At 63.4% G+C, this 19606-nt stretch carries 17 protein-coding genes; 13 read left to right on the top strand and 4 right to left on the bottom strand.

Annotated features, from left to right (window positions below; all coding sequences use genetic code 11):
* The first annotated feature begins 293 nt into the window (after nt 1-293).
* The 6 genes from CKW22_RS01265 to prpD all read left to right on the top strand — a co-directional run bounded on the left by CKW22_RS01265 (nt 294) and on the right by prpD (nt 8605).
* The gene (locus CKW22_RS01265) at nt 294-1010 is read left to right on the top strand and encodes a GntR family transcriptional regulator (protein ID WP_050506083.1); all 717 of its coding nucleotides are present in this window, start codon (nt 294-296) and stop codon (nt 1008-1010) included.
* Nucleotides 1007-1897 (top strand): methylisocitrate lyase, encoded by an 891-nt coding sequence (prpB, locus tag CKW22_RS01260; RefSeq protein WP_047581107.1) that lies wholly within the window; start codon nt 1007-1009, stop codon nt 1895-1897. The genes CKW22_RS01265 and prpB overlap by 4 nt, the downstream gene beginning before the upstream one ends.
* Nucleotides 1898-2008: 111 nt before the next feature.
* Nucleotides 2009-3136, top strand: a complete 1128-nt coding sequence (gene prpC / locus CKW22_RS01255) for a 2-methylcitrate synthase (RefSeq protein ID WP_033699070.1) — start codon at nt 2009-2011, stop codon at nt 3134-3136.
* 77 nt (nt 3137-3213) lie between these two features.
* Nucleotides 3214-5802, top strand: coding sequence for a Fe/S-dependent 2-methylisocitrate dehydratase AcnD (gene acnD, locus CKW22_RS01250; RefSeq protein WP_095063639.1), 2589 nt, complete (start codon nt 3214-3216; stop codon nt 5800-5802).
* 59 nt (nt 5803-5861) lie between these two features.
* Complete coding sequence (prpF, locus tag CKW22_RS01245) at nt 5862-7052, top strand: 2-methylaconitate cis-trans isomerase PrpF (RefSeq protein ID WP_033699067.1); 1191 nt, start codon at nt 5862-5864, stop codon at nt 7050-7052.
* Nucleotides 7053-7120: 68 nt separating this feature from the next.
* Nucleotides 7121-8605 (top strand): 2-methylcitrate dehydratase, encoded by a 1485-nt coding sequence (gene prpD / locus CKW22_RS01240; protein WP_033699065.1) that lies wholly within the window; start codon nt 7121-7123, stop codon nt 8603-8605.
* 128 nt (nt 8606-8733) lie between these two features.
* Here prpD and acnB read toward each other — a convergent pair whose 3' ends face one another.
* Nucleotides 8734-11343: a bifunctional aconitate hydratase 2/2-methylisocitrate dehydratase gene (gene acnB / locus CKW22_RS01235; protein ID WP_033699063.1), complete on the bottom strand. Its 2610-nt coding sequence runs from the start codon at nt 11341-11343 to the stop codon at nt 8734-8736.
* 404 nt (nt 11344-11747) lie between these two features.
* On the opposite strand from acnB, the gene CKW22_RS01230 reads away from it, so the two are divergent.
* Nucleotides 11748-12227: a DUF1289 domain-containing protein gene (locus tag CKW22_RS01230; RefSeq protein WP_162181144.1), complete on the top strand. Its 480-nt coding sequence runs from the start codon at nt 11748-11750 to the stop codon at nt 12225-12227.
* Between the two features lie 66 nt (nt 12228-12293).
* Here CKW22_RS01230 and queD read toward each other — a convergent pair whose 3' ends face one another.
* Complete coding sequence (gene queD, locus CKW22_RS01225) at nt 12294-12650, bottom strand: 6-carboxytetrahydropterin synthase QueD (RefSeq protein ID WP_033699061.1); 357 nt, start codon at nt 12648-12650, stop codon at nt 12294-12296.
* A 124-nt stretch (nt 12651-12774) separates the two neighbouring features.
* Between queD and CKW22_RS01220 the strand changes: the two genes are divergently transcribed.
* Complete coding sequence (locus tag CKW22_RS01220; RefSeq protein WP_033699060.1) at nt 12775-13380, top strand: hypothetical protein; 606 nt, start codon at nt 12775-12777, stop codon at nt 13378-13380.
* 15 nt (nt 13381-13395) lie between these two features.
* Here the strand turns inward: CKW22_RS01220 and CKW22_RS01215 are convergent, their stop codons facing one another.
* A complete protein-coding gene (locus CKW22_RS01215) occupies nt 13396-14475 on the bottom strand; it encodes a hypothetical protein (RefSeq protein ID WP_095063779.1) in 1080 nt (359 codons plus the stop codon).
* Between the two features lie 155 nt (nt 14476-14630).
* Between CKW22_RS01215 and CKW22_RS01210 the strand changes: the two genes are divergently transcribed.
* From CKW22_RS01210 to CKW22_RS01190, 5 genes are all read left to right on the top strand, one after another.
* Complete coding sequence (locus CKW22_RS01210) at nt 14631-14936, top strand: PepSY domain-containing protein (protein ID WP_033699059.1); 306 nt, start codon at nt 14631-14633, stop codon at nt 14934-14936.
* Nucleotides 14936-15250 (top strand): PepSY domain-containing protein, encoded by a 315-nt coding sequence (locus tag CKW22_RS01205; RefSeq protein ID WP_033699057.1) that lies wholly within the window; start codon nt 14936-14938, stop codon nt 15248-15250. The genes CKW22_RS01210 and CKW22_RS01205 overlap by 1 nt, the downstream gene beginning before the upstream one ends.
* A complete protein-coding gene (locus CKW22_RS01200; RefSeq protein WP_033699056.1) occupies nt 15251-15919 on the top strand; it encodes a response regulator transcription factor in 669 nt (222 codons plus the stop codon).
* Entirely contained in the window at nt 15916-17235 is a 1320-nt protein-coding gene (locus tag CKW22_RS01195; RefSeq protein WP_033699055.1) for a sensor histidine kinase, read from the top strand. The genes CKW22_RS01200 and CKW22_RS01195 overlap by 4 nt, the downstream gene beginning before the upstream one ends.
* A 225-nt stretch (nt 17236-17460) precedes the next feature.
* On the top strand, nt 17461-18618 hold the full coding sequence (locus tag CKW22_RS01190; RefSeq protein ID WP_033699054.1) for an HPP family protein: 1158 nt from the start codon (nt 17461-17463) through the stop codon (nt 18616-18618).
* On the opposite strand, the gene CKW22_RS01185 is transcribed toward CKW22_RS01190, so the two are convergent.
* Complete coding sequence (locus tag CKW22_RS01185) at nt 18592-19458, bottom strand: LysR family transcriptional regulator (RefSeq protein ID WP_033699053.1); 867 nt, start codon at nt 19456-19458, stop codon at nt 18592-18594. The two genes, CKW22_RS01190 and CKW22_RS01185, sit on opposite strands and share 27 nt — an antisense overlap.
* Between the last annotated feature and the right edge of the window lie 148 nt (nt 19459-19606).

Genomic DNA, 19606 nt, shown 5'->3' with positions numbered 1-19606 from the left:
AGTCCTGGCGCGGTACTGTGCAGGGTTCGGGGCAAGGCGACTGGCAACGACTGCGCAAGCTTCCTCGTTCATCTGTCAACAACATGAATAGATGACAGACACGCTATCCATACTCCGTCGGAGGCGCGGCATTCTATCACGCCGACGTCTTGACGCCAGCGCGTCGCGATCTGACAGCGGCTGGGCAGGGTTAGTTCGTTCTTAGACGATTGTCGACAATGTTGATTTTGTCTTTGACTGATAGCGCTTAATTAGCTAATTTCTGGCCATGTGATTATCAGGGTGTCGACAATATGCTGGACCTTTCTACTTCCAGTCCCGCGTTGGCAGACGAAACGGAAACCTTGTCCGAAAACGTCTTTCGGCGAATCCAGGCGGCCATCGTCAAGGGCGAGATCGCCCCGGGCAGCAAGATCTCCGAGCCGGAGCTGGCGCGTACCTACGGCATCAGCCGCGGGCCGCTGCGCGAAGCCATCCACCGGCTCGAAGGCCAGCGCCTGCTGGTGCGCGTGCCGCATGTCGGGGCGCGGGTGGTGTCGCTCAACCACGCCGAGCTGATCGAGCTGTACGAAATCCGCGAATCGCTCGAAGGCATGGCCTGCCGCCTGGCCGCCGAGCGCATGAGCCAGGCCGATATCGACGAGCTGCGCCGGGTGCTCGACACCCATGAACGCGATGCGGCGTTCCAGGCCGGTGTCGGCTACTACCAGCAGGAAGGCGACTACGACTTCCATTACCGGATCATCCAGGGCAGCGGCAACCAGACCCTGGTCAAGATGCTCTGCGGCGAGCTGTACCAACTGGTGCGCATGTACCGCATCCAGTTCTCCGCCACGCCCAATCGGCCGCGCCAGGCGTTTGCCGAGCACCACCGGATCCTCGATGCCATCGCCGACCGTGACGGTGAACTGGCCGAACTCCTGATGCGCCGCCACATCGGCGCGTCCAAACGCAACATCGAGCGTCACTACCTGGACGCCAACGACAACAGCCCACGAGGTGATTCATGACTGTGAAGAGCACGCCCGGCCAACGTTTCCGCGACGCGGTTGCCGCCGAACATCCCTTGCAGGTGGTCGGCGCGATCAACGCCAACCATGCCCTGCTGGCCAAGCGCGCCGGTTTCAAGGCCATCTACCTGTCCGGTGGCGGTGTTGCTGCCGGCTCGCTCGGCCTGCCGGACCTGGGTATCAGTGGCCTGGACGATGTGCTCACCGACGTGCGCCGCATCACCGATGTCTGCGACCTGCCGCTGCTGGTGGATGTCGATACCGGTTTTGGCGCCTCGGCGTTCAACGTGGCACGTACGGTGCGTTCGATGTGCAAGTTCGGCGCTGCCGCCATCCATATCGAGGATCAGGTGGGTGCCAAGCGCTGCGGCCATCGCCCGAACAAGGAAATTGTCACCCAGCAAGAGATGGTCGACCGGATCAAGGCCGCCGTCGATGCGCGTACCGATGACAGCTTCGTGATCATGGCGCGTACCGACGCCCTGGCCGTCGAAGGCCTGAACGCTGCCCTGGACCGCGCCGCTGCCTGCGTCGAGGCGGGCGCCGACATGATCTTCCCGGAGGCCATCACCGAGCTTTCGATGTACAAGACCTTCGCTGACCGCGTGAAGGCGCCGATCCTGGCCAACATCACCGAATTCGGTGCCACGCCGCTGTACACCACTGAAGAGCTGGCGTCGGTCGATGTGTCGCTGGTGCTGTACCCGCTGTCGGCCTTCCGGGCCATGAACAAGGCGGCCGAAAATGTGTACACCGCGCTGCGTCGCGACGGCACCCAGAAGCACGTGATCGATACCATGCAAACCCGCATGGAGCTCTACGATGCCATTGGTTATCACGCCTTCGAGCAGAGCCTCGATGCGTTGTTTGCGCAGAAGAAAGGGTAAGTGAGGGTGCCGGCCACCTTTGGCAGCGGGTTTAGCCGCGAAGAGGCCGGCCCAGGCACGCCGAATTAGCCAGAAAGCAATCCATAACAAATTCAAGAAAGGAGAAACACCATGGCCGAAGCAAAAGTACTCAGTGGCGCAGGCCTGCGTGGCCAGGTGGCCGGCCAGACCGCGTTGTCGACCGTTGGCCAGGCCGGTGCCGGCCTGACTTACCGCGGCTACGATGTCCGTGACCTGGCGGCCGGTGCCGAGTTCGAGGAAGTGGCCTATCTGCTGTTGTACGGCGAACTGCCAAGCAGCGCCGAGCTGGCCGAGTACAAGCACAAGCTCAAGGGCCTGCGTGACCTGCCGCAAGCCCTCAAGGAAGTGCTCGAACGCATCCCGCGCGACGCCCACCCGATGGACGTGATGCGCACTGGCTGTTCGCTGCTGGGTACCCTGGAGCCGGAACTGACCTTCGACGCCCAGCACGACAAGACCGACCGCCTGCTGGCGCTGTTCCCGGCGGTCATGTGCTACTGGTACCGCTTCACCCACCATGGCGTGCGCATCGATTGCACCAGCGATGAAGACACCCTGGGCGGGCATTTCCTGCACCTGCTGCACGGCAAGAAGCCCAGCGAATTGCACGTCAAAGTGATGAACGTGTCGCTGATCCTCTACGCCGAGCACGAGTTCAACGCATCGACCTTCACCGCGCGCGTGTGCGCTTCCACCCTGTCCGACCTGTACTCCTGCATCACCGCTGCCATTGGCTCGCTGCGCGGCCCACTGCATGGCGGTGCCAACGAAGCGGCGATGGAGCTGATCGAGCGCTTCCAGAGCCCGCAGGACGCGACGGCCGAACTGCTGAGGATGCTGGAGCGCAAGGACAAGATCATGGGCTTCGGCCATGCCATCTACAAAGAGTCCGACCCGCGCAACGAGGTGATCAAGGGCTGGTCGAAGCAGTTGGCCGACGAGGTCGGCGACAAGGTGCTGTACCCGGTTTCCGAAGCCATCGACAAGACCATGTGGGAGCAGAAACGCCTGTTCCCCAATGCTGACTTCTACCACGCGTCGGCGTACCACTTCATGGGCATCCCGACCAAGCTGTTTACCCCGATCTTCGTTTGCTCGCGCCTGACCGGCTGGGCGGCGCATGTCTTCGAGCAGCGTGCCAACAACCGCATCATCCGCCCGAGCGCCGAGTATGTCGGCGTCGAACAGCGTCAGTTCGTGCCGATCGAACAGCGTTGAGTTGAAGGCCGTTGCGGGCTGTAACGCAGCCCCGCCGGCCAGACCTACCGACTACCGTGACCGAGCCTGATAACTATATGAACACCGCATACCGCAAGAATCTGCCAGGCACCGACCTGGACTACTTCGATGCCCGCGCGGCGGTCGAGGCGATCAAGCCCGGCGCCTACGACGGCCTGCCGTACACCTCCCGCGTACTCGCCGAAAACCTGGTGCGCCGCTGCGACCCGAGCACCCTCGACGCCTCCCTGACTCAGTTGATCGAGCGCAAGCGCGATCTTGACTTCCCCTGGTTCCCGGCCCGTGTGGTGTGCCACGACATCCTCGGCCAGACTGCCCTGGTCGACCTGGCCGGCCTGCGTGACGCCATTGCCGACAAAGGTGGTGACCCGGCTCAGGTCAACCCGGTGGTGCCGGTGCAACTGATCGTCGACCACTCCTTGGCCGTCGAGTGTGGTGGTTTCGACCCGCAGGCTTTCGAGAAAAACCGCGCCATCGAAGACCGCCGCAACGAAGACCGTTTCCATTTCATCAACTGGACCAAGAAGGCGTTCAAGAACGTCGATGTGATCCAGCCGGGCAACGGCATCATGCACCAGATCAACCTGGAGAAGATGTCGCCGGTGATCCACAGCGACCGCGGCGTGGCCTACCCGGACACCTGTGTCGGCACCGACAGCCACACCCCGCATGTCGACGCCCTGGGCGTGATCGCCATCGGTGTCGGCGGCCTGGAAGCCGAGAACGTGATGCTCGGCCGTGCCTCGTGGATGCGCCTGCCGGAAATCGTCGGCGTCGAGCTGACCGGCAAGCTGGCGCCGAACATCACCGCCACCGACCTGGTGCTGGCCCTGACCGAATTCCTGCGTAAACAGAAAGTCGTCGGTGCCTATCTGGAGTTCCACGGTGAGGGCGCCCGTGCCCTGACCCTGGGCGACCGTGCGACCATCTCCAACATGGCCCCGGAATATGGCGCCACTGCAGCGATGTTCGCCATCGACCAGCAGACCATCGACTACCTGAAGCTGACCGGCCGCGAGGATCAGCAGGTCAAGCTGGTAGAAACCTACGCCAAGGCCACCGGCCTGTGGGCCGACAGCCTGGGCGGCGCCGTCTACGAGCGCACCCTGAGCTTCGACCTGTCGAGCGTGGTGCGCAACATGGCCGGCCCGTCCAACCCGCACGCCCGCGTTGCCACCAGCGAGCTGGCGGCCAAGGGCATCGCCGGGGCCTGGGAGGAAGTGCCGGGGCAAATGCCGGACGGCGCGGTCATCATCGCCGCCATCACCAGTTGCACCAACACCAGCAACCCGCGCAACGTGATAGCCGCAGGCCTTCTGGCACGCAATGCCAACAAGCTCGGCCTGGCGCGCAAACCTTGGGTCAAGTCTTCGCTGGCGCCAGGCTCCAAGGCGGTGCAGCTGTACCTGGAAGAAGCGGGGCTGGAGAAAGAGCTGGAGCAGATGGGCTTTGGTATCGTCGCTTTCGCCTGCACCACCTGCAACGGCATGTCCGGTGCATTGGACCCGGTGATTCAGCAGGAGATCGTCGACCGCGACCTGTATGCCACTGCCGTGCTGTCGGGCAACCGCAACTTCGACGGGCGCATCCACCCTTACGCCAAGCAGGCCTTCCTGGCCTCGCCGCCGCTCGTGGTGGCCTATGCCATCGCCGGTACTATCCGCTTCGACATCGAAAAAGACGTGCTGGGGGTGGTGGACGGCCAGGAAATCCGCCTCAAGGATATCTGGCCGAGCGATGAAGAGATCGATGCCGTGGTGCGTGCGGCGGTCAAGCCGGAGCAGTTCCGCAAGGTCTACATCCCGATGTTCGCCATCGAGGAGGACCGCGGGCCGAAGGTTGCGCCGCTGTATGAGTGGCGCCCGATGAGCACCTACATCCGCCGTCCGCCGTACTGGGAAGGTGCCCTGGCCGGTGAGCGCAGCCTGCGTGGCATGCGCCCGTTGGCGGTGCTGCCGGACAACATCACCACCGATCACTTGTCGCCGTCCAACGCCATCATGCTGGACAGTGCGGCGGGTGAATACCTGGCGAAGATGGGCCTGCCGGAAGAGGACTTCAACTCCTACGCCACTCACCGTGGCGACCACCTGACTGCGCAGCGCGCCACCTTCGCCAACCCCAAGCTGTTCAACGAAATGGTGCGCAAGGAAGATGGCAGCGTGAAGCAAGGCTCGCTGACGCGTCTGGAGCCTGAAGGCAAGGTGACCCGCATGTGGGAGGCGATCGAAACCTACATGGAGCGCAAGCAGCCGCTGATCATTGTTGCCGGTGCCGACTACGGTCAGGGTTCGTCGCGTGACTGGGCGGCCAAGGGCGTGCGCCTGGCCGGGGTCGAGGCGATCGTTGCCGAAGGCTTCGAGCGGATCCATCGTACCAACCTGGTGGGCATGGGCGTGCTGCCGCTGGAGTTCAAGCCGGGGACCGACCGCAATACCTTGGCGCTCGATGGCAGCGAGACCTACGATGTGCTGGGTCAGCGCACGCCACGCGCGACCCTGACCCTGGTGGTGACGCGTCGCAACGGTGAGCGGGTCGAGGTGCCGGTGACTTGCCGCCTGGATACTGCCGAGGAAGTGTCGATCTACGAGGCGGGTGGGGTGCTGCAGCGCTTTGCCCAGGACTTCCTCGAAGCCTCCGCTTGACGGCTGGGGCCGCGCAGCGGCCCCAAGGGTTATTGCATTTCAGACAGGACGGCACAGCAATGGCACATGCAGCACAAATCAAGATCCCTGCCACCTACATCCGTGGCGGCACCAGCAAGGGCGTATTCTTCCGCCTGCAAGACCTACCCGAGCAGGCGCAGGTCCCGGGCCCAGCCCGTGATGCGCTGCTGTTGCGGGTTATCGGCAGCCCCGACCCTTATGGCAAGCAAATCGATGGTATGGGTGGCGCCACTTCGAGCACCAGCAAGACGGTGATCCTTTCGCGCAGCATCAAGCCCGAGCACGATGTCGACTACCTGTTCGGCCAGGTCAGCATCGACAAGGCTTTCGTCGACTGGAGCGGTAACTGCGGCAACCTGTCTGCCGCTGTCGGCTCGTTCGCCATCAGCAGCGGCCTGGTGGATCCGTCGCGCCTGCCGCGCAACGGCATGGCCACCGTGCGGATCTGGCAGGCCAACATCGGCAAGACCATTGTTGCCCATGTACCGATTACCGAAGGTGAAGTTCAGGAAACGGGCGATTTCGAGCTTGATGGCGTGACCTTTCCGGCCGCCGAGGTGCAGTTGGAGTTCCTCGACCCGGCTGCTGATGAAGACGGCGACGGCGGCTCGATGTTCCCCACCGGCAATCTGGTGGACGACCTGGAAGTGCCCGGTGTTGGTACCTTCAAAGCGACCCTGATCAATGCAGGGATCCCGACCATCTTCATCAATGCGGGCGATATCGGCTACACCGGTACCGAGCTGCAGGACGCGATCAACGGCGATCCGCAAGCGCTGCTGCGGTTCGAGACCCTTCGCGCCTATGGCGCCGTGCGCATGGGCCTGATTGAGCATGTCGACCAGGCGGCCGGGCGTCAGCACACACCGAAAGTGGCCTTCGTCGCCCCGCCGACCACCTACACTGCGTCCAGTGGCAAGGTTGTCGCGGCGGCTGACATCGACCTGCTGGTGCGTGCGTTGTCCATGGGCAAGCTGCACCACGCAATGATGGGCACTGCCGCAGTGGCCATCGGTACCGCTGCTGCCATTCCGGGCACGCTGGTCAACCTCGCCGCAGGCGGGGGTGAGCGCAGTGCCGTGCGTTTCGGCCACCCCTCGGGCACCTTGCGGGTGGGCGCCGAAGCGCGTCAGGTGAAGGGCGAGTGGACGGTGACCAAGGCAATCATGAGCCGCAGTGCTCGCGTGCTGATGGAAGGCTGGGTGAGGGTGCCCGGCGATAGCTTCTGACGCACCATTGGCGCTCGGCTTCAAGCGGGGCTGCACAGCAGCCCCTGTACTTCTGAAGGGAGCAGATGATGAGCGCCAACGTAGACCTCAACCAGCGCCCGGACTACGACCGGGTGCTGCAAACCCTCGCCGACTATGTCCTGACCTACCGGGTCGAATCCCCTGAGGCGCTGGACACCGCGCGCAACTGCCTGATGGACACCCTGGGCTGCGGCCTGCTGGCCCTGCGCTTCCCTGAATGTACCAAGCACCTTGGCCCGCTGGTGGAAGGCACCGTGGTGCCCAACGGTGCCCGTGTGCCCGGCACCGCGTACCGGCTGGACCCGGTCAAGGCCGCCTGGGATATCGGCTGCATCGTGCGCTGGCTGGACTACAACGACACCTGGCTGGCCGCCGAGTGGGCGCACCCCTCGGACAACCTTGGCGGCATCCTGGCCGTGGCCGATCACCTGTCGCAAAAACACGTGGCAAAGGGTGAAAGCCCACTGCTCATGCGCGAAGTGCTAGAAGCCATGGTCATGGCTCACGAGATTCAGGGTGTGCTGGCGCTGGAAAATTCCTTCAACCGCGTTGGCCTCGACCACGTGATACTGGTCAAGGTGGCCTCCACGGCCGTGTGCGCAAAGCTGATGGGCGCCACCCGGGAGCAACTGCTCTCGGCGTTGTCCCATGCTTTCGTCGACGGCCAGGCACTGCGTACCTACCGTCATGCGCCCAACGCCGGTTCGCGCAAGTCCTGGGCGGCGGGCGATGCTTCCAGCCGTGGGGTGCGCCTGGCCGATATCGCGCTGCGTGGCGAGATGGGCGTGCCGGGTGTGCTGACTGCGCCGCAATGGGGCTTTTACGACGTGTCGTTTAGCCATACCAACAAAGACCTGGCGCTTAAACCCAGCGCCCAGCAGGAGCTGCGCGTGCCGCAGCCGCTGGCCAGCTATGTGATGGAGAACGTGCTGTTCAAGGTCAGTTTCCCGGCTGAGTTCCACGCGCAGACCGCCTGCGAGGCGGCGGTGAGCTTGCACCCGCAGGTGCGTAATCGCCTGCATGAGGTAGACCGTATCGTCATCACCACCCAGGAATCGGCGATCCGCATCATCTCCAAGGGCGGCCCGCTGGCCAATGCCGCCGACCGCGACCACTGCCTGCAGTACATGGTGGCAGTGCCGCTGATTTTCGGCCATCTGGTGGCCGAGCATTACGAGGATGCCTTCCACGCTGCGCATCCGAGCATCGACCGCCTGCGCGAGAAAATGGAGGTGGTCGAGGACCCGCGTTTCACGCGTGAATACCTGGAAGCTGACAAGCGCTCCATCGCCAACGCCCTGCAGGTGTTCTTCAAGGATGGCAGCAGCACCGAGCAAGTGGTGGTCGAGTACCCGGTCGGGCACCGGCGCAGGCGCGGGGAGGGCATACCCTTGCTGGAGGCGAAGTTCAGGGAAAACCTGGCGACGCGGTTTGCGCGGCAGCGTTGTGAGGCGATTTTCGAGCTGTGCGAGGACCAGCAGAAGCTGGAATCGACGGCGGTGCACAGGTTTGTCGACCTGTTCGTGATCTGAGGTTGCCTTTGCGGGCCTCTTCGCGGGGCAAGCCCGCTCCCACTGTAAGGGAGTCGTCCCTGAGGGCCGAGCGCCCAATAAAAAACCCCGGCATTTCTGCCGGGGTTTTTGTTACTGCTTACCGCTGATTACGCCTGAACCACCGGGATCTTGGCGTTGGCCGCAGCCTCGCGGAACTCGGCGATCTGGTCGAAGCTCAGGTAGCGGTAGACGTCGGCAGCCATGCTGTCGATGTCTTTGGCGTACTGCATGTACTCTTCGACGGTCGGCAGTTTGCCGATGATCGAAGCGACAGCAGCCAACTCGGCCGATGCCAGGTACACGTTGGTCGCGTCGCCCAGACGGTTCGGGAAGTTACGGGTCGAGGTGGAGACCACGGTCGAACCGGTCTGCACGCGTGCCTGGTTACCCATGCACAGCGAGCAGCCTGGCATTTCCATGCGCGCACCGGCCTTGCCGTAGATGCCGTAGTAGCCTTCTTCGGTCAGCTGGTGAGCGTCCATCTTGGTTGGCGGAGCCAGCCACAGACGGGTAGGGATGCCACCCTTGACCTTCTCCAGCAACTTGCCGGCAGCGCGGAAGTGGCCGATGTTGGTCATGCACGAACCGATGAACACTTCGTCGATCTTCTCGCCCTGTACCGAAGACAGCAGGCGGGCATCGTCCGGGTCGTTCGGCGCGCAGAGCACAGGCTCCTTGACGTCGGCCAGGTCGATTTCGATGATTTCGGCGTACTCGGCATCGGCGTCGGCCGACAGCAGCTCAGGGTTGGCCAGCCAGGCTTCCATGGCCTGGGCGCGACGCTCCAGGGTACGTGGGTCGCCGTAGCCTTCGCCGATCATCCAGCGCAGCAGGGTGATGTTGGACTTCAGGTACTCGGCGATGGCCTTTTCCGGAAGCTTGATGGTGCAGCCGGCAGCGGAACGCTCGGCCGAGGCGTCGGACAGCTCGAACGCTTGCTCGACGGTTAGTTCGTCCAGGCCTTCGATTTCCAGGATGCGGCCGGAGAAGGCGTTTTTCTTGCCCTTCTTCTCGACGGTCAGCAGGCCGTTCTGGATGGCGTAGTAAGGGATGGCATGCACCAGGTCACGCAGGGTGATGCCGGGTTGCAGTTTGCCCTTGAAGCGCACCAGGATCGACTCTGGCATGTCCAGCGGCATGACGCCGGTGGCGGCGGCGAAGGCCACCAGGCCGGAGCCGGCCGGGAACGAGATGCCGATCGGGAAGCGGGTGTGCGAGTCGCCACCGGTGCCGACGGTGTCAGGCATCAGCATGCGGTTCAGCCAGCTGTGGATGATGCCGTCGCCTGGGCGCAGCGACACGCCGCCACGGGTGCGGATGAAGTCTGGCAGGGTGTGGTGGGTGGTGACGTCGATCGGCTTGGGGTAAGCCGCGGTGTGGCAGAACGACTGCATCACCAGGTCAGCGGAGAAGCCCAGGCACGCCAGGTCTTTCAGCTCGTCGCGGGTCATCGGGCCAGTGGTGTCCTGGGAGCCGACGGTGGTCATCTTCGGCTCGCAGTATGCACCTGGGCGCACGCCTTGGCCTTCTGGCAGGCCGCACGCGCGGCCGACCATTTTCTGCGCCAGGGTGAAGCCCTTGTTGGATTCGGCAGGCTGCTCTGGTTTCTTGAACAGGTCGGACGCACCCAGGCCCAGTTCGGCGCGGGCTTTTTCGGTCAGGCCACGGCCAACGATCAACGGGATACGGCCGCCAGCACGGACTTCGTCCAGCAGTACTTCGGTTTTCAGGGCGAAGTTGGTGACCAGTTCGTCGCTGTCGTGACGGCGTACTTCACCTTTGTACGGGTATACGTCGATGACGTCGCCCATGCCCAGGTTGGTGCAGTCGAACTCGATCGGCAGGGCGCCGGCGTCTTCCATGGTGTTGTAGAAGATCGGGGCGATCTTGGTGCCGAAGCAGAAACCACCGGCGCGCTTGTTCGGCACGTACGGGATGTCGTCGCCGAAGAACCACAGCACCGAGTTGGTGGCGGATTTACGCGAAGAACCGGTACCGACGACGTCACCGACGTAGGCGACCGGGAAGCCTTTGGCCTTGACCGCTTCGATCTGCGCCAGCGGGCCGACCGAACCTGGCTGTTGTGGCTCGATACCGTCGCGGGCCATTTTCAGCATGGCCAGCGCGTGCAGCGGGATGTCTGGGCGCGACCAGGCATCCGGGGCAGGGGACAGGTCGTCGGTGTTGGTTTCGCCAGGCACCTTGAACACGGTCAGGGTGTACTTGTCGGCGATGGCCGGGCGCGTGGTGAACCACTCGCCGGCAGCCCAGGACTCCAGCACGGCCTTGGCGTGGGCGTTGCCCGACTTGGCTTTTTCGGCCACGTCGTGGAAGGCATCGAACATCAGCAGGGTATGCTTGAGCTGTTCGGCCGCGACGGCGCCCAGTTCGGCGTCATCCAGCAGCGCGACCAGCGTTTCGATGTTGTAGCCGCCCTGCATGGTGCCCAGCAGCTCGGTGGCGTGCTTGCGGTCGATCAGTGGCGACTTGGCTTCGCCCTTGGCCACGGCGGAGAGGAAAGCGGCCTTGACGTAGGCAGCTTCGTCGACCCCTGGCGGTACGCGGTTGGTGATCAGGTCTACGAGGAAGGCTTCTTCGCCGGCCGGCGGGTTTTTCAGCAGCTCGACCAGGCCTGCAGTTTGTTCGGCGTTCAGCGGCTGGGGCACGATACCCAGGGCGGCACGCTCTTCGATGTGTTTGCGGTAGGCTTCAAGCACAGTTATTACCCTCATCAGTGGTCCCTAAAGGGAGTCCGGGACGCTCATCCAGCATTCCATGCACCCATGCGCAATCACGGCTTCTTGGGCCGCCCAGCCAGGGTCGCAGAGAATCCTTACAGAAGCTGCTTTCAAAGTTTTACGCCTGCAGAACGGGGAGCTGATGAGGGCTGGCGCGGGCATGCGAGGGTGCATGGCCCGGGCCAACGCCGTTCTACCGGATTAACTGTGCTCGTGACGCTTTGAAAACAGCTTCCAACGGACATTGTTGCCTTGAAAAGGCGGGATGATTCTACGGCAAAAAAAGCCCGAAGGTAAGGCGGCGAACATGACTTTAACGAGTGACCCCGGTTAGACAAAGGGCTAACATGGGCCCGTATTCCTCCGCAAAGCCGTTGTTTTTCATGTCCAACAAGTCCATCAAGACCCCTTGCGTCGGCCTGTGCTCCACGGTGTACGGAGACACGGTATGCCGTGGCTGCAAGCGTTTTCACCATGAAGTGATCAACTGGAACGGCTACGACGACGCGCAGAAGCGCGCCGTGTGGTTGCGTCTGGAGCAGTTGCTGGTGCAGGTGATGATGGCCAAGCTGGAAGTCTTCGACAAAAGCCTGCTGCGCCAGCAACTGGAGCAGCGTGCCATCCGTTTTGTCGAGCATCAGTCGGAATACTGCTGGGCCTACCAGTTGATCGCCCGTGGGGCGCGGATGATCCGTGACCTGGAGGCCTACGGCATGGTGTTGTTGCCCGAGTTTCGTGACTGGGAATTACCGCAGCTGCGCGATGCCATCGACCGGGAGTTCTTTCTGCTCTCCGAGGCTCATTACCAGCGTTATATCGCCCCGAGCTTCTTGCGCGATGCCCTGGAGAATAGCCAGGGCTAGCCTGTTGTCGCGCGTTTCCCGGCCTGTGCGCAGGCTTGCTGGCGAACAGGCTGGGGAAAAACCGCATTAGTCCCCGGTATATTCACACCCGCTGGTGCAGGTCTCGTGAATCCGCACCTTGGACAGCTCCGGCAGCAGCGGCTTGACCTGCTCCCAGATCCATTTGGCGATCACTTCGCTGGTCGGGTTCTCAAGGCCTGGGATGTCGTTCAGGTAGTTGTGGTCCAGTTGCTCGTAGATCGGCTTGAAGATCGCCTTGATCTCCGAGAAATCGCGGATCCAGCCGGTGTGAGGGTCAAGTGGGCCGGTCAAGTGCAGGCCGACCTTGAACGAGTGGCCGTGCAGGCGGCCGCATTTGTGGCCGGCAGGGACGTGGGGCAGGCGGTGGGCCGATTCGAATGTAAATTCTTTGAAGATTTCCACGCTAGATAACTCTGTAGGAACGGGTGCGATCGCGCAGTTTAACACTACGAGCGCCTTTCCCGCTGCGATTGGCGCGATACAGGCTTGAGCATAGTCCCCTCATCTCGACGTGAGGCATGCCTGCATGAGCGACTACCAGTTTGTTCCCGAAAATAGTTTTGTAGCCCGCCTGTTCTGGAGCGAGGGCGATGGTTCTGCACAAGAAGGCTCGGCAAACCTGCACCGGGTCGGGGTGCTGGGGCGGCCCGAATCGCGCCTTGGCAGCGATGGCTGGCTGTTTGCCGGGCCTCATGACTACAGCGCCGAACCCGTCTACAACATCACCGGCAGGTTGATTTTCCCGGTAAGGTTCTGGTTCGGCTGTTATGAAACCCAGGGACGTTATGACTTCGATATCAGGGCCTCTGCCACAGACCCTTCCTCCTATGTGTACGGGTACCGAGGGCACCGGCTTGACATCAGTCGTGGCGGTTATCTTGGCTTGTATGGCTGCAGCGACCCTGTAGGGGTCGATCCGTTGGGCGCTGGCATGATGATCTGGCGCCTGGAAGGGCTGGAGGCAGGCGCGCTGGAAAGCGGGCAATTCATCACCGGGCTTGACCTGGTCAGCCTGCACGGTCTGCCGGTCAGGCAACTGACCGAAGACGGCTTCCCTTATCTCAATGAAAAGGGCGGCGCCTCTGGAAAACTGGCGCTGCAGATCATGAGCGCGGGCGTGCCGTATCCCTAGCCCAGCCTGCTTCGCCTACAGCGGCTGCAAGCGGTCCTGCAGGGCGCCAGTGGCAATTAGCTCGAGCAGTTCGTCGCCCAGCCGCTGGCTTTCGGCAATGGCTTTGTACCAGTAGCGCTTGCGGCCGGGCGCGTCGCCCATGAAGCGCTTGAAATCGTTGCGGTCGGGCAGTTTGCCAAAGGGTAGGGCCGCCAGGTACTGCGGTGATGGGCTCATCAGCAATACGTTCTGCAGGCGCGTGGCATCCCCTTTGCGCCAGGGCATTGCCTTGTCGAACCAGCCGGGTACCACCTTGTCCGTGAAGTGCGGATACAGCACCAGGTCGTCGCCACGGTAGGGCAGGTCGAGGTGGTAGTCGAGCAGGCCGCCGTCGCGGTAGGTGCCTGCCCCCGCCCCGGGGATGTCGCGCACACCCTCCATGACCATCGGGATCGAGCCGGACGCGAGCAGCGCAGGGCGCAGGTTGGCCAGGGCCAGCGGCAGGCAGCGCGAGGGGAAATCCGTAAGCGCATCCAGCGGTGGGGCGGCACGCTCGTCGTGCAGGATGATCCGTTCGAAATGTCGGCCCAGGCGCGCGCGCCCCAACAGGTTGCTGGCGATTACCGACCCCAGGCCCATGCCCAGGCGCCCGGGGTGGTCGTGGGCGAGCTGGCCGTGGCTCTTCACCACCAGGATGTTCAGCCGGTAGTACGGGTTGGCGAGGATCTGCCCGTCGCGGCCCTGCAGCAAGTCGTCGAGCATGCGCTGGCAGCTGCGGCTGATGTCGGCCGCCGTGACCCCTTTGGCAAAGTCCTGTTCGGTATACAGCTCACCGAGGCGGCGGATGCCAGCTACCGGGTCGTCAAGGCAGGCACTGGCGAAGCGCCAGGAGCCGATCGAGGCACCAATCAGTGCCCGCTGGCGGGGTACCGATGGCAGCCACTCTCCGAACAGTGCCAGGTCCAGGCCCTGTATGCCCAAGGGCTTCGGCCCGCCGGCCGCACCCGGCAGTACACCCACATCCGCAGCCTGCAGGCCGCGCTCGCGGATTTGCCGCAACGCACGCTGGCCAGCCTTGAGGGTGAGGGCGGGATGCTTGATATGAATGGCGCTCATGGGGATCTCGGGGCCGGCAATCGAGTCATTATAAGGGCAGATCACGATGGCCGGCTGCGCTATCATGGCGCCAGCTGTTTTCAGGTTGAATTAAGGACCGCTGGGTAATCTTAACCCCGTAGACAACTTGAACATCTCTCAGGAGAGAAGACACGATGAAAACTTTGACTGCCCTGTTCACCGCCGCTGCTCTGGTTGTTGGTGCCAACGTTGCCCTGGCCGATGTGCCGGCTCACGAAATCAGCGGCCTGGAAAAAGCCGGTACCGTTCAGTCCCTGCAGAAACTGGCTGAAACGGCCAAGGCAAAACACCCGGGCTCTACCATCACCGATTCGGAGCTCGAGAACGAGTACGGCCGTTACATCCTCAAGGTCGAACTGCGTGATGCGCAAAACGTCGAGTGGGACGTCGATCTGGACGCCAAGACTGGTGAAGTACTGAAGGACAAACAGGACACCTGATGAAAGCGCTACCGCGCAAGGCTCGCTACCTGGCCCTCGCGCTGATGACTGTCTGTTCGCTGGCGGTTGCCCGTGACCTCGATCAGGATGAAGCCCTTGAGCTGCGGCAAAAGGGCGTCATCCTGCCGCTTGAGCAATTGCTTGACTCAGCCCTGGGGCGTTACCCCGGGGCGCGTCTGCTGGAGGCGGAGCTGGAAGAAAAACACGGCCGCTACGAATACGAGGTCGAGCTGCTGACACCTGCCGGGGTGGTGCGCGAGATCAAGCTGGATGCCCGCAGCGGCGTGCTGCTCAAAGACGAGGAAGACGACTGAATGCGCCTGTTGCTTGTCGAGGACAATGTGCCGCTGGCCGATGAACTGATCGCCGGCCTGCAACGCCAGGGCTATGCCGTGGACTGGCTGGCCGACGGCCGTGATGCGGTGTACCAGGGCCAGAGCGAACCCTACGACCTGATCGTCCTCGACCTCGGCCTGCCGGGCTTGCCGGGGCTCGATGTGCTGGCCCAGTGGCGCGCCGGCGGCCTGGCCACGCCGGTGCTGGTGTTGACCGCGCGCGGCTCCTGGGCCGAACGTATCGAGGGCCTGAAGGCTGGGGCCGACGATTACATGAGCAAACCCTTCCACCCGGAAGAGTTGCAGTTGCGCATCCAGGCGTTGTTGCGCCGTGCCCGCGGCCTGGCCAATCAGCCCACCCTGGAAGCTGCCGGCTTGCACCTGGATGAAAGCCGACAGTGCGTGAGCCGCGATGGGGCCGATATCCAATTGACCGCCGCCGAGTTTCGGCTGCTGCGCTATTTCATGCTGCATCCGCAGCAGATTCTCTCCAAAAGCCACCTGGCCGAACACCTCTACGATGGCGAGACCGAGCGCGACTCCAATGTGCTTGAAGTGCACGTCAATCACCTGCGTCGCAAGTTGGGCCGCAGTGTGATCGAAACCCGTCGCGGGCAAGGCTACATCTACGCCGGGAACGTCGCGTGAAGTCGATCCAGGCGCGCCTGAGCCTGGGGCTGGTGGCGGTGCTGGTGGTGGTGGGCGTGGTGCTTGCGCAGCTCACCCTGTGGTTGTTCGAGGCGGGCCTGCAGCGCTACCTGGAAAACGGCCTGCGCAAGGAAAGCGAGAACCTGTTGGTGGCACTGGTGCGTGGCCCTTCGGGGTTGCAGCTGGATGAGCGGCGTATTTCCGGCGCTTACCAGCGGCCGTTTTCCGGTTATTACTTTCGCATCGATTTTGACCAAGGTACCTGGCGTTCGCGCTCGCTGTGGGACCTGGACATGCCCAAGCCTGCTGCGCCCGGCCTTTCCGATAGCCACGAGCTAGGCCCTGAGGGCCAGCAATTGCTCGCGCTGCGCGCTGACTATCGACGCCTTGGCCAGGACATCTCGATCAGTGTGGCGCAGGATTACTCACCGGTGCGCGAAGGCTTCCGGCGCATGCAGCAGATCGGCCTGGGCATGGGGCTGGTGGCCTTGATGCTGGTGCTGGTACTGCAGCGCATCACGGTGAAGCGCTCGTTGCGCCCACTGGAGCGAGCCCGTCAACAGATCGCCCAGTTGCAACAGGGCCAGCGCTCCCAGCTGGATGCCGAAGTGCCTGTGGAATTGGCACCGTTGGTGGGGCAGATCAACCATTTGCTGAGCCACACCGAAGACAGCCTGCGCCGCTCGCGCAATGCCCTGGGCAACCTGGGCCATGCGCTGAAGACGCCGTTGGCGGTGCTGCTGAGCCTGGCGTCCAGCGAGCGCTTGCAGGGGCTGCCCGACGTGCGTGAGCAGATGCGCGCACAGCTTGAGCAGATTCAGCAGCGCCTGGCGCGCGAACTCAACCGGGCTCGCCTGGCGGGCGATGCCTTGCCGGGTGCCCAGTTCGACTGCGATGCCGAATTGCCAGGGCTGTTGGGTACCTTGGGGATGATCCACGGTGAAGGCCTGGTGCTTGAGCGGGACGTACCGCCTGGGCTGTTGCTGCCCTGGGATCGCGAAGACGTGCTGGAGCTGCTGGGCAATCTGCTGGACAACGCCTGCAAGTGGGCCGACAGCGAGGTGCGCCTGGGGATTGCGCCGAGTGAAGGGGGTTACCAGCTATGGGTTGACGATGACGGCCCGGGCATCCCTGAAGGCCAGCGTCTGCAGGTGCTGGAGCGCGGTTCGCGGCTGGATGAACAGGTCGATGGACATGGCCTGGGGCTGGGCATCGTGCGCGACATCGTGGAGGCCTGGGGCGGGCGCCTGGTGTTGCTCGAAAGCCCTTTGGGCGGGTTGCGGGTGAGTATCGAGTTGCCGCGCCGGGCTCGATAACGCCGGGGCCAGCCAGATCACCACTGCAAAAATATTGCAGTACAGCCGCATTTTTTTGAATTGGCCCTTGTAAGCCACGCCCGGCACAATCCCCTCACGAAACTTCCCAGTTTCCATCTCTCCACGGACGGAGCCCCTTGCGCTATTGCTTTGGCAATACAGGGCCCAGGCCAGCTCGGCTGGGCTTTCTTTTTCACCAGAAAAACTACGATCCCGATTATTCCAATGCCTGCCTCGCGTTCCGAAAGTCGTCTGCAGCGGCTGTTGCCTGCGCCCCTCAATACATCCCCTAAAGAATGGCTGCGTGCTGGAGCCGGTGCACTGCTCGGCCTGTTCCTCGCCGGCTGGCTGACCAGCCTGGCCTACGGCCCTGGCATCGCCTTGCACCTTCTAGGCCCCTTGGCTGCCTCGGCAGTGCTGGTATTTGCCGTGCATTCCGGCCCTTTGGCCCAGCCTTGGCCAGTGCTGGGCAGTTACGCCCTGGCGGGCGCTGTCGGCCTGGCCATGCGCCAGGGCTTCGGGCCTGAGCTGTGGGTGGCTGCCGCAGCCCTGGCGATCTCGGTGCTGTTGATGTGCCTGCTGCGCTGCCTGCACCCGCCGGGCGGTGGGGTGGCGGTGAGTGCAGTGCTGGCCGATTCGGGGCTTACGGCCCTGGGTGACCATCTGCTGGAGCCGGTGCTGCTCAATGCGCTGATCCTGGTGACAGTCGCGGTGCTCTACAACCGTTTGACCGGCGTGCGCTACCCCAAGGGCAATGCCCCGCGCAAAGAGCTGCATCACACCCATGACCCATTGCCCAGTGAGCGCGTGGGGGTCAGCGGCGCCGATCTGGACCAGGCGCTTGAAGAGTTGGGCGAGTTCGTCGACGTCACTCGCGACGAGCTGGAACGCATCATCCTTGCCACCGAGCAGCATGCCCTGCAACGCAGCCTTGGCGGTATCACGGCGGCATCGGTGATGTCCCGGGATGTGCAGTTCGCGTCACCCGACACCACCCTGGAGCAGGCGTGGACGATGCTGGCCAGTCACCACCTGAAAACCCTGCCGGTGCTGCAGCACGGCAAGTTGGTAGGCATCGTAAGCCTCAGCGACCTGGTCGGGCCGGCCATGCAGCGGGGGCAGTTCCGTTGGCGCGGCCTGTTCGGGCGCAAGGCGGTGCGCATGGCGCAGGTGATGAGCCGGCGGGTGATCAGTGTCAGCAGCCAGCACCCGCTGGAGCGCCTGTTGCCCTTGCTGTGTGAACAAGGGCTGCACTGCTTGCCGGTAATCGACGCTGGCCAATTGGTCGGGGTGGTCACCCAGACCGACCTGATCGCCGGCCTCAAGCGCCAGTTGCTCAGCGCCGCAGGCACTGCTTCAGATCACCGGGTCCCAGCGCTGTGACCAGTCGCTGACGCCGGCGGCCACCAGCTGGCGCAGTATCGCGAATGCCTGTTGCAGGGCCTCGCTGTCGCGCTTGCGCGGGTACACCAGAAATGTCGGGTAGGTGAATTCTGGTGCCTGGGGTACCCGCTCGAACACCCCGCTGTCCAGATAGGCCTGTACTACGCGGGTACGGAAGTAGCCGCTGCCGCCCTGGTCGAGGATGAACTGCAGAGCCAGGGGCCCGAGGTTGAAGCTCAGTGCCGGGCGCGCGCAGTCGGGCAGGGCGGCGTCGTGCTGGCGGCGGAATGCCTCCCCCCAGTCGATGTAGATGTACGGGTCTGGCTGGTCAACCCGGCGCACGCGGATCAACTTCTCTTCCATCAATTGCTCCACCTGCAGGCCCGGCCCGTAGGTCGGCTGATACACCAGCGCGGCGTCCAGCAGGCCCATCTCCACCTTGCGCAGCAGCGACTCGCCATCGCTCACCTCGCTGCGGATGGCATGGCTGGGCAGCTCGCGGTGCAGGGCGCTGACCCAGTCGAGCATCATCGGGTTGCCCAGGCTCACTTCGCCGCCCACATGCAGCACTTGATGGCACCCTTCAGGCAGCGGCAGGTCGCGGCGCGCCGCTTCCCACGTCTGCACCAGCTGGTTGGCATAGCTGACGAAGGCCTCGCCATCGCTGGTCAAGCTGGCGCCGTTGCGGCTGCGTACGAACAACTGGCAGCCCAGTTGCTGCTCCAGGCGCTGTACCCGTGCAGTGATCGCGGTCTGCGACACGAACAGGCGCTCAGCGGCGGCGACCAGGCTGCCGCAACGCACGATTTCCAGAAAGGTACGGGCCTGTTCGATATCCATGGGGTGCTCAGTGGCGAAAGGGGAGGCCTATTCTAGAGAGTTTGCACCGTTATGGGGCGTATAGGCGTTGTCTGCAAATTTGCAGATCGGTTGTGACTTTAGTCCCATGGCGGCCCCGGTGTGGCGGTCCATACTCAAGTTTCGCCCT

Source organism: Pseudomonas sp. Irchel s3f19 (assembly GCF_900187555.1).
Classification (GTDB): Bacteria; Pseudomonadota; Gammaproteobacteria; order Pseudomonadales; family Pseudomonadaceae; genus Aquipseudomonas; species Aquipseudomonas capeferrum.
This window is presented reverse-complemented; position numbering and strand designations above follow the sequence as displayed.

Excerpts from the sequence above, each read along its gene's own strand:
- prpB (WP_047581107.1), top strand. The coding sequence starts at position 1,007 with ATGACTGTGAAGAGCACGCCCGGCCAACGTTTCCGCGACGCGGTTGCC.
- CKW22_RS01190 (WP_033699054.1), top strand. The coding sequence starts at position 17,461 with ATGCCTGCCTCGCGTTCCGAAAGTCGTCTGCAGCGGCTGTTGCCTGCG.
- prpD (WP_033699065.1), top strand. The coding sequence starts at position 7,121 with ATGAGCGCCAACGTAGACCTCAACCAGCGCCCGGACTACGACCGGGTG.
- CKW22_RS01200 (WP_033699056.1), top strand. The coding sequence starts at position 15,251 with ATGCGCCTGTTGCTTGTCGAGGACAATGTGCCGCTGGCCGATGAACTG.
- CKW22_RS01210 (WP_033699059.1), top strand. The coding sequence starts at position 14,631 with ATGAAAACTTTGACTGCCCTGTTCACCGCCGCTGCTCTGGTTGTTGGT.
- prpC (WP_033699070.1), top strand. The coding sequence starts at position 2,009 with ATGGCCGAAGCAAAAGTACTCAGTGGCGCAGGCCTGCGTGGCCAGGTG.
- prpF (WP_033699067.1), top strand. The coding sequence starts at position 5,862 with ATGGCACATGCAGCACAAATCAAGATCCCTGCCACCTACATCCGTGGC.
- CKW22_RS01265 (WP_050506083.1), top strand. The coding sequence starts at position 294 with ATGCTGGACCTTTCTACTTCCAGTCCCGCGTTGGCAGACGAAACGGAA.
- CKW22_RS01205 (WP_033699057.1), top strand. The coding sequence starts at position 14,936 with ATGAAAGCGCTACCGCGCAAGGCTCGCTACCTGGCCCTCGCGCTGATG.
- CKW22_RS01215 (WP_095063779.1), bottom strand. The coding sequence starts at position 14,475 with ATGAGCGCCATTCATATCAAGCATCCCGCCCTCACCCTCAAGGCTGGC.
- CKW22_RS01220 (WP_033699060.1), top strand. The coding sequence starts at position 12,775 with ATGAGCGACTACCAGTTTGTTCCCGAAAATAGTTTTGTAGCCCGCCTG.
- CKW22_RS01230 (WP_162181144.1), top strand. The coding sequence starts at position 11,748 with ATGTCCAACAAGTCCATCAAGACCCCTTGCGTCGGCCTGTGCTCCACG.
- CKW22_RS01185 (WP_033699053.1), bottom strand. The coding sequence starts at position 19,458 with ATGGATATCGAACAGGCCCGTACCTTTCTGGAAATCGTGCGTTGCGGC.
- acnD (WP_095063639.1), top strand. The coding sequence starts at position 3,214 with ATGAACACCGCATACCGCAAGAATCTGCCAGGCACCGACCTGGACTAC.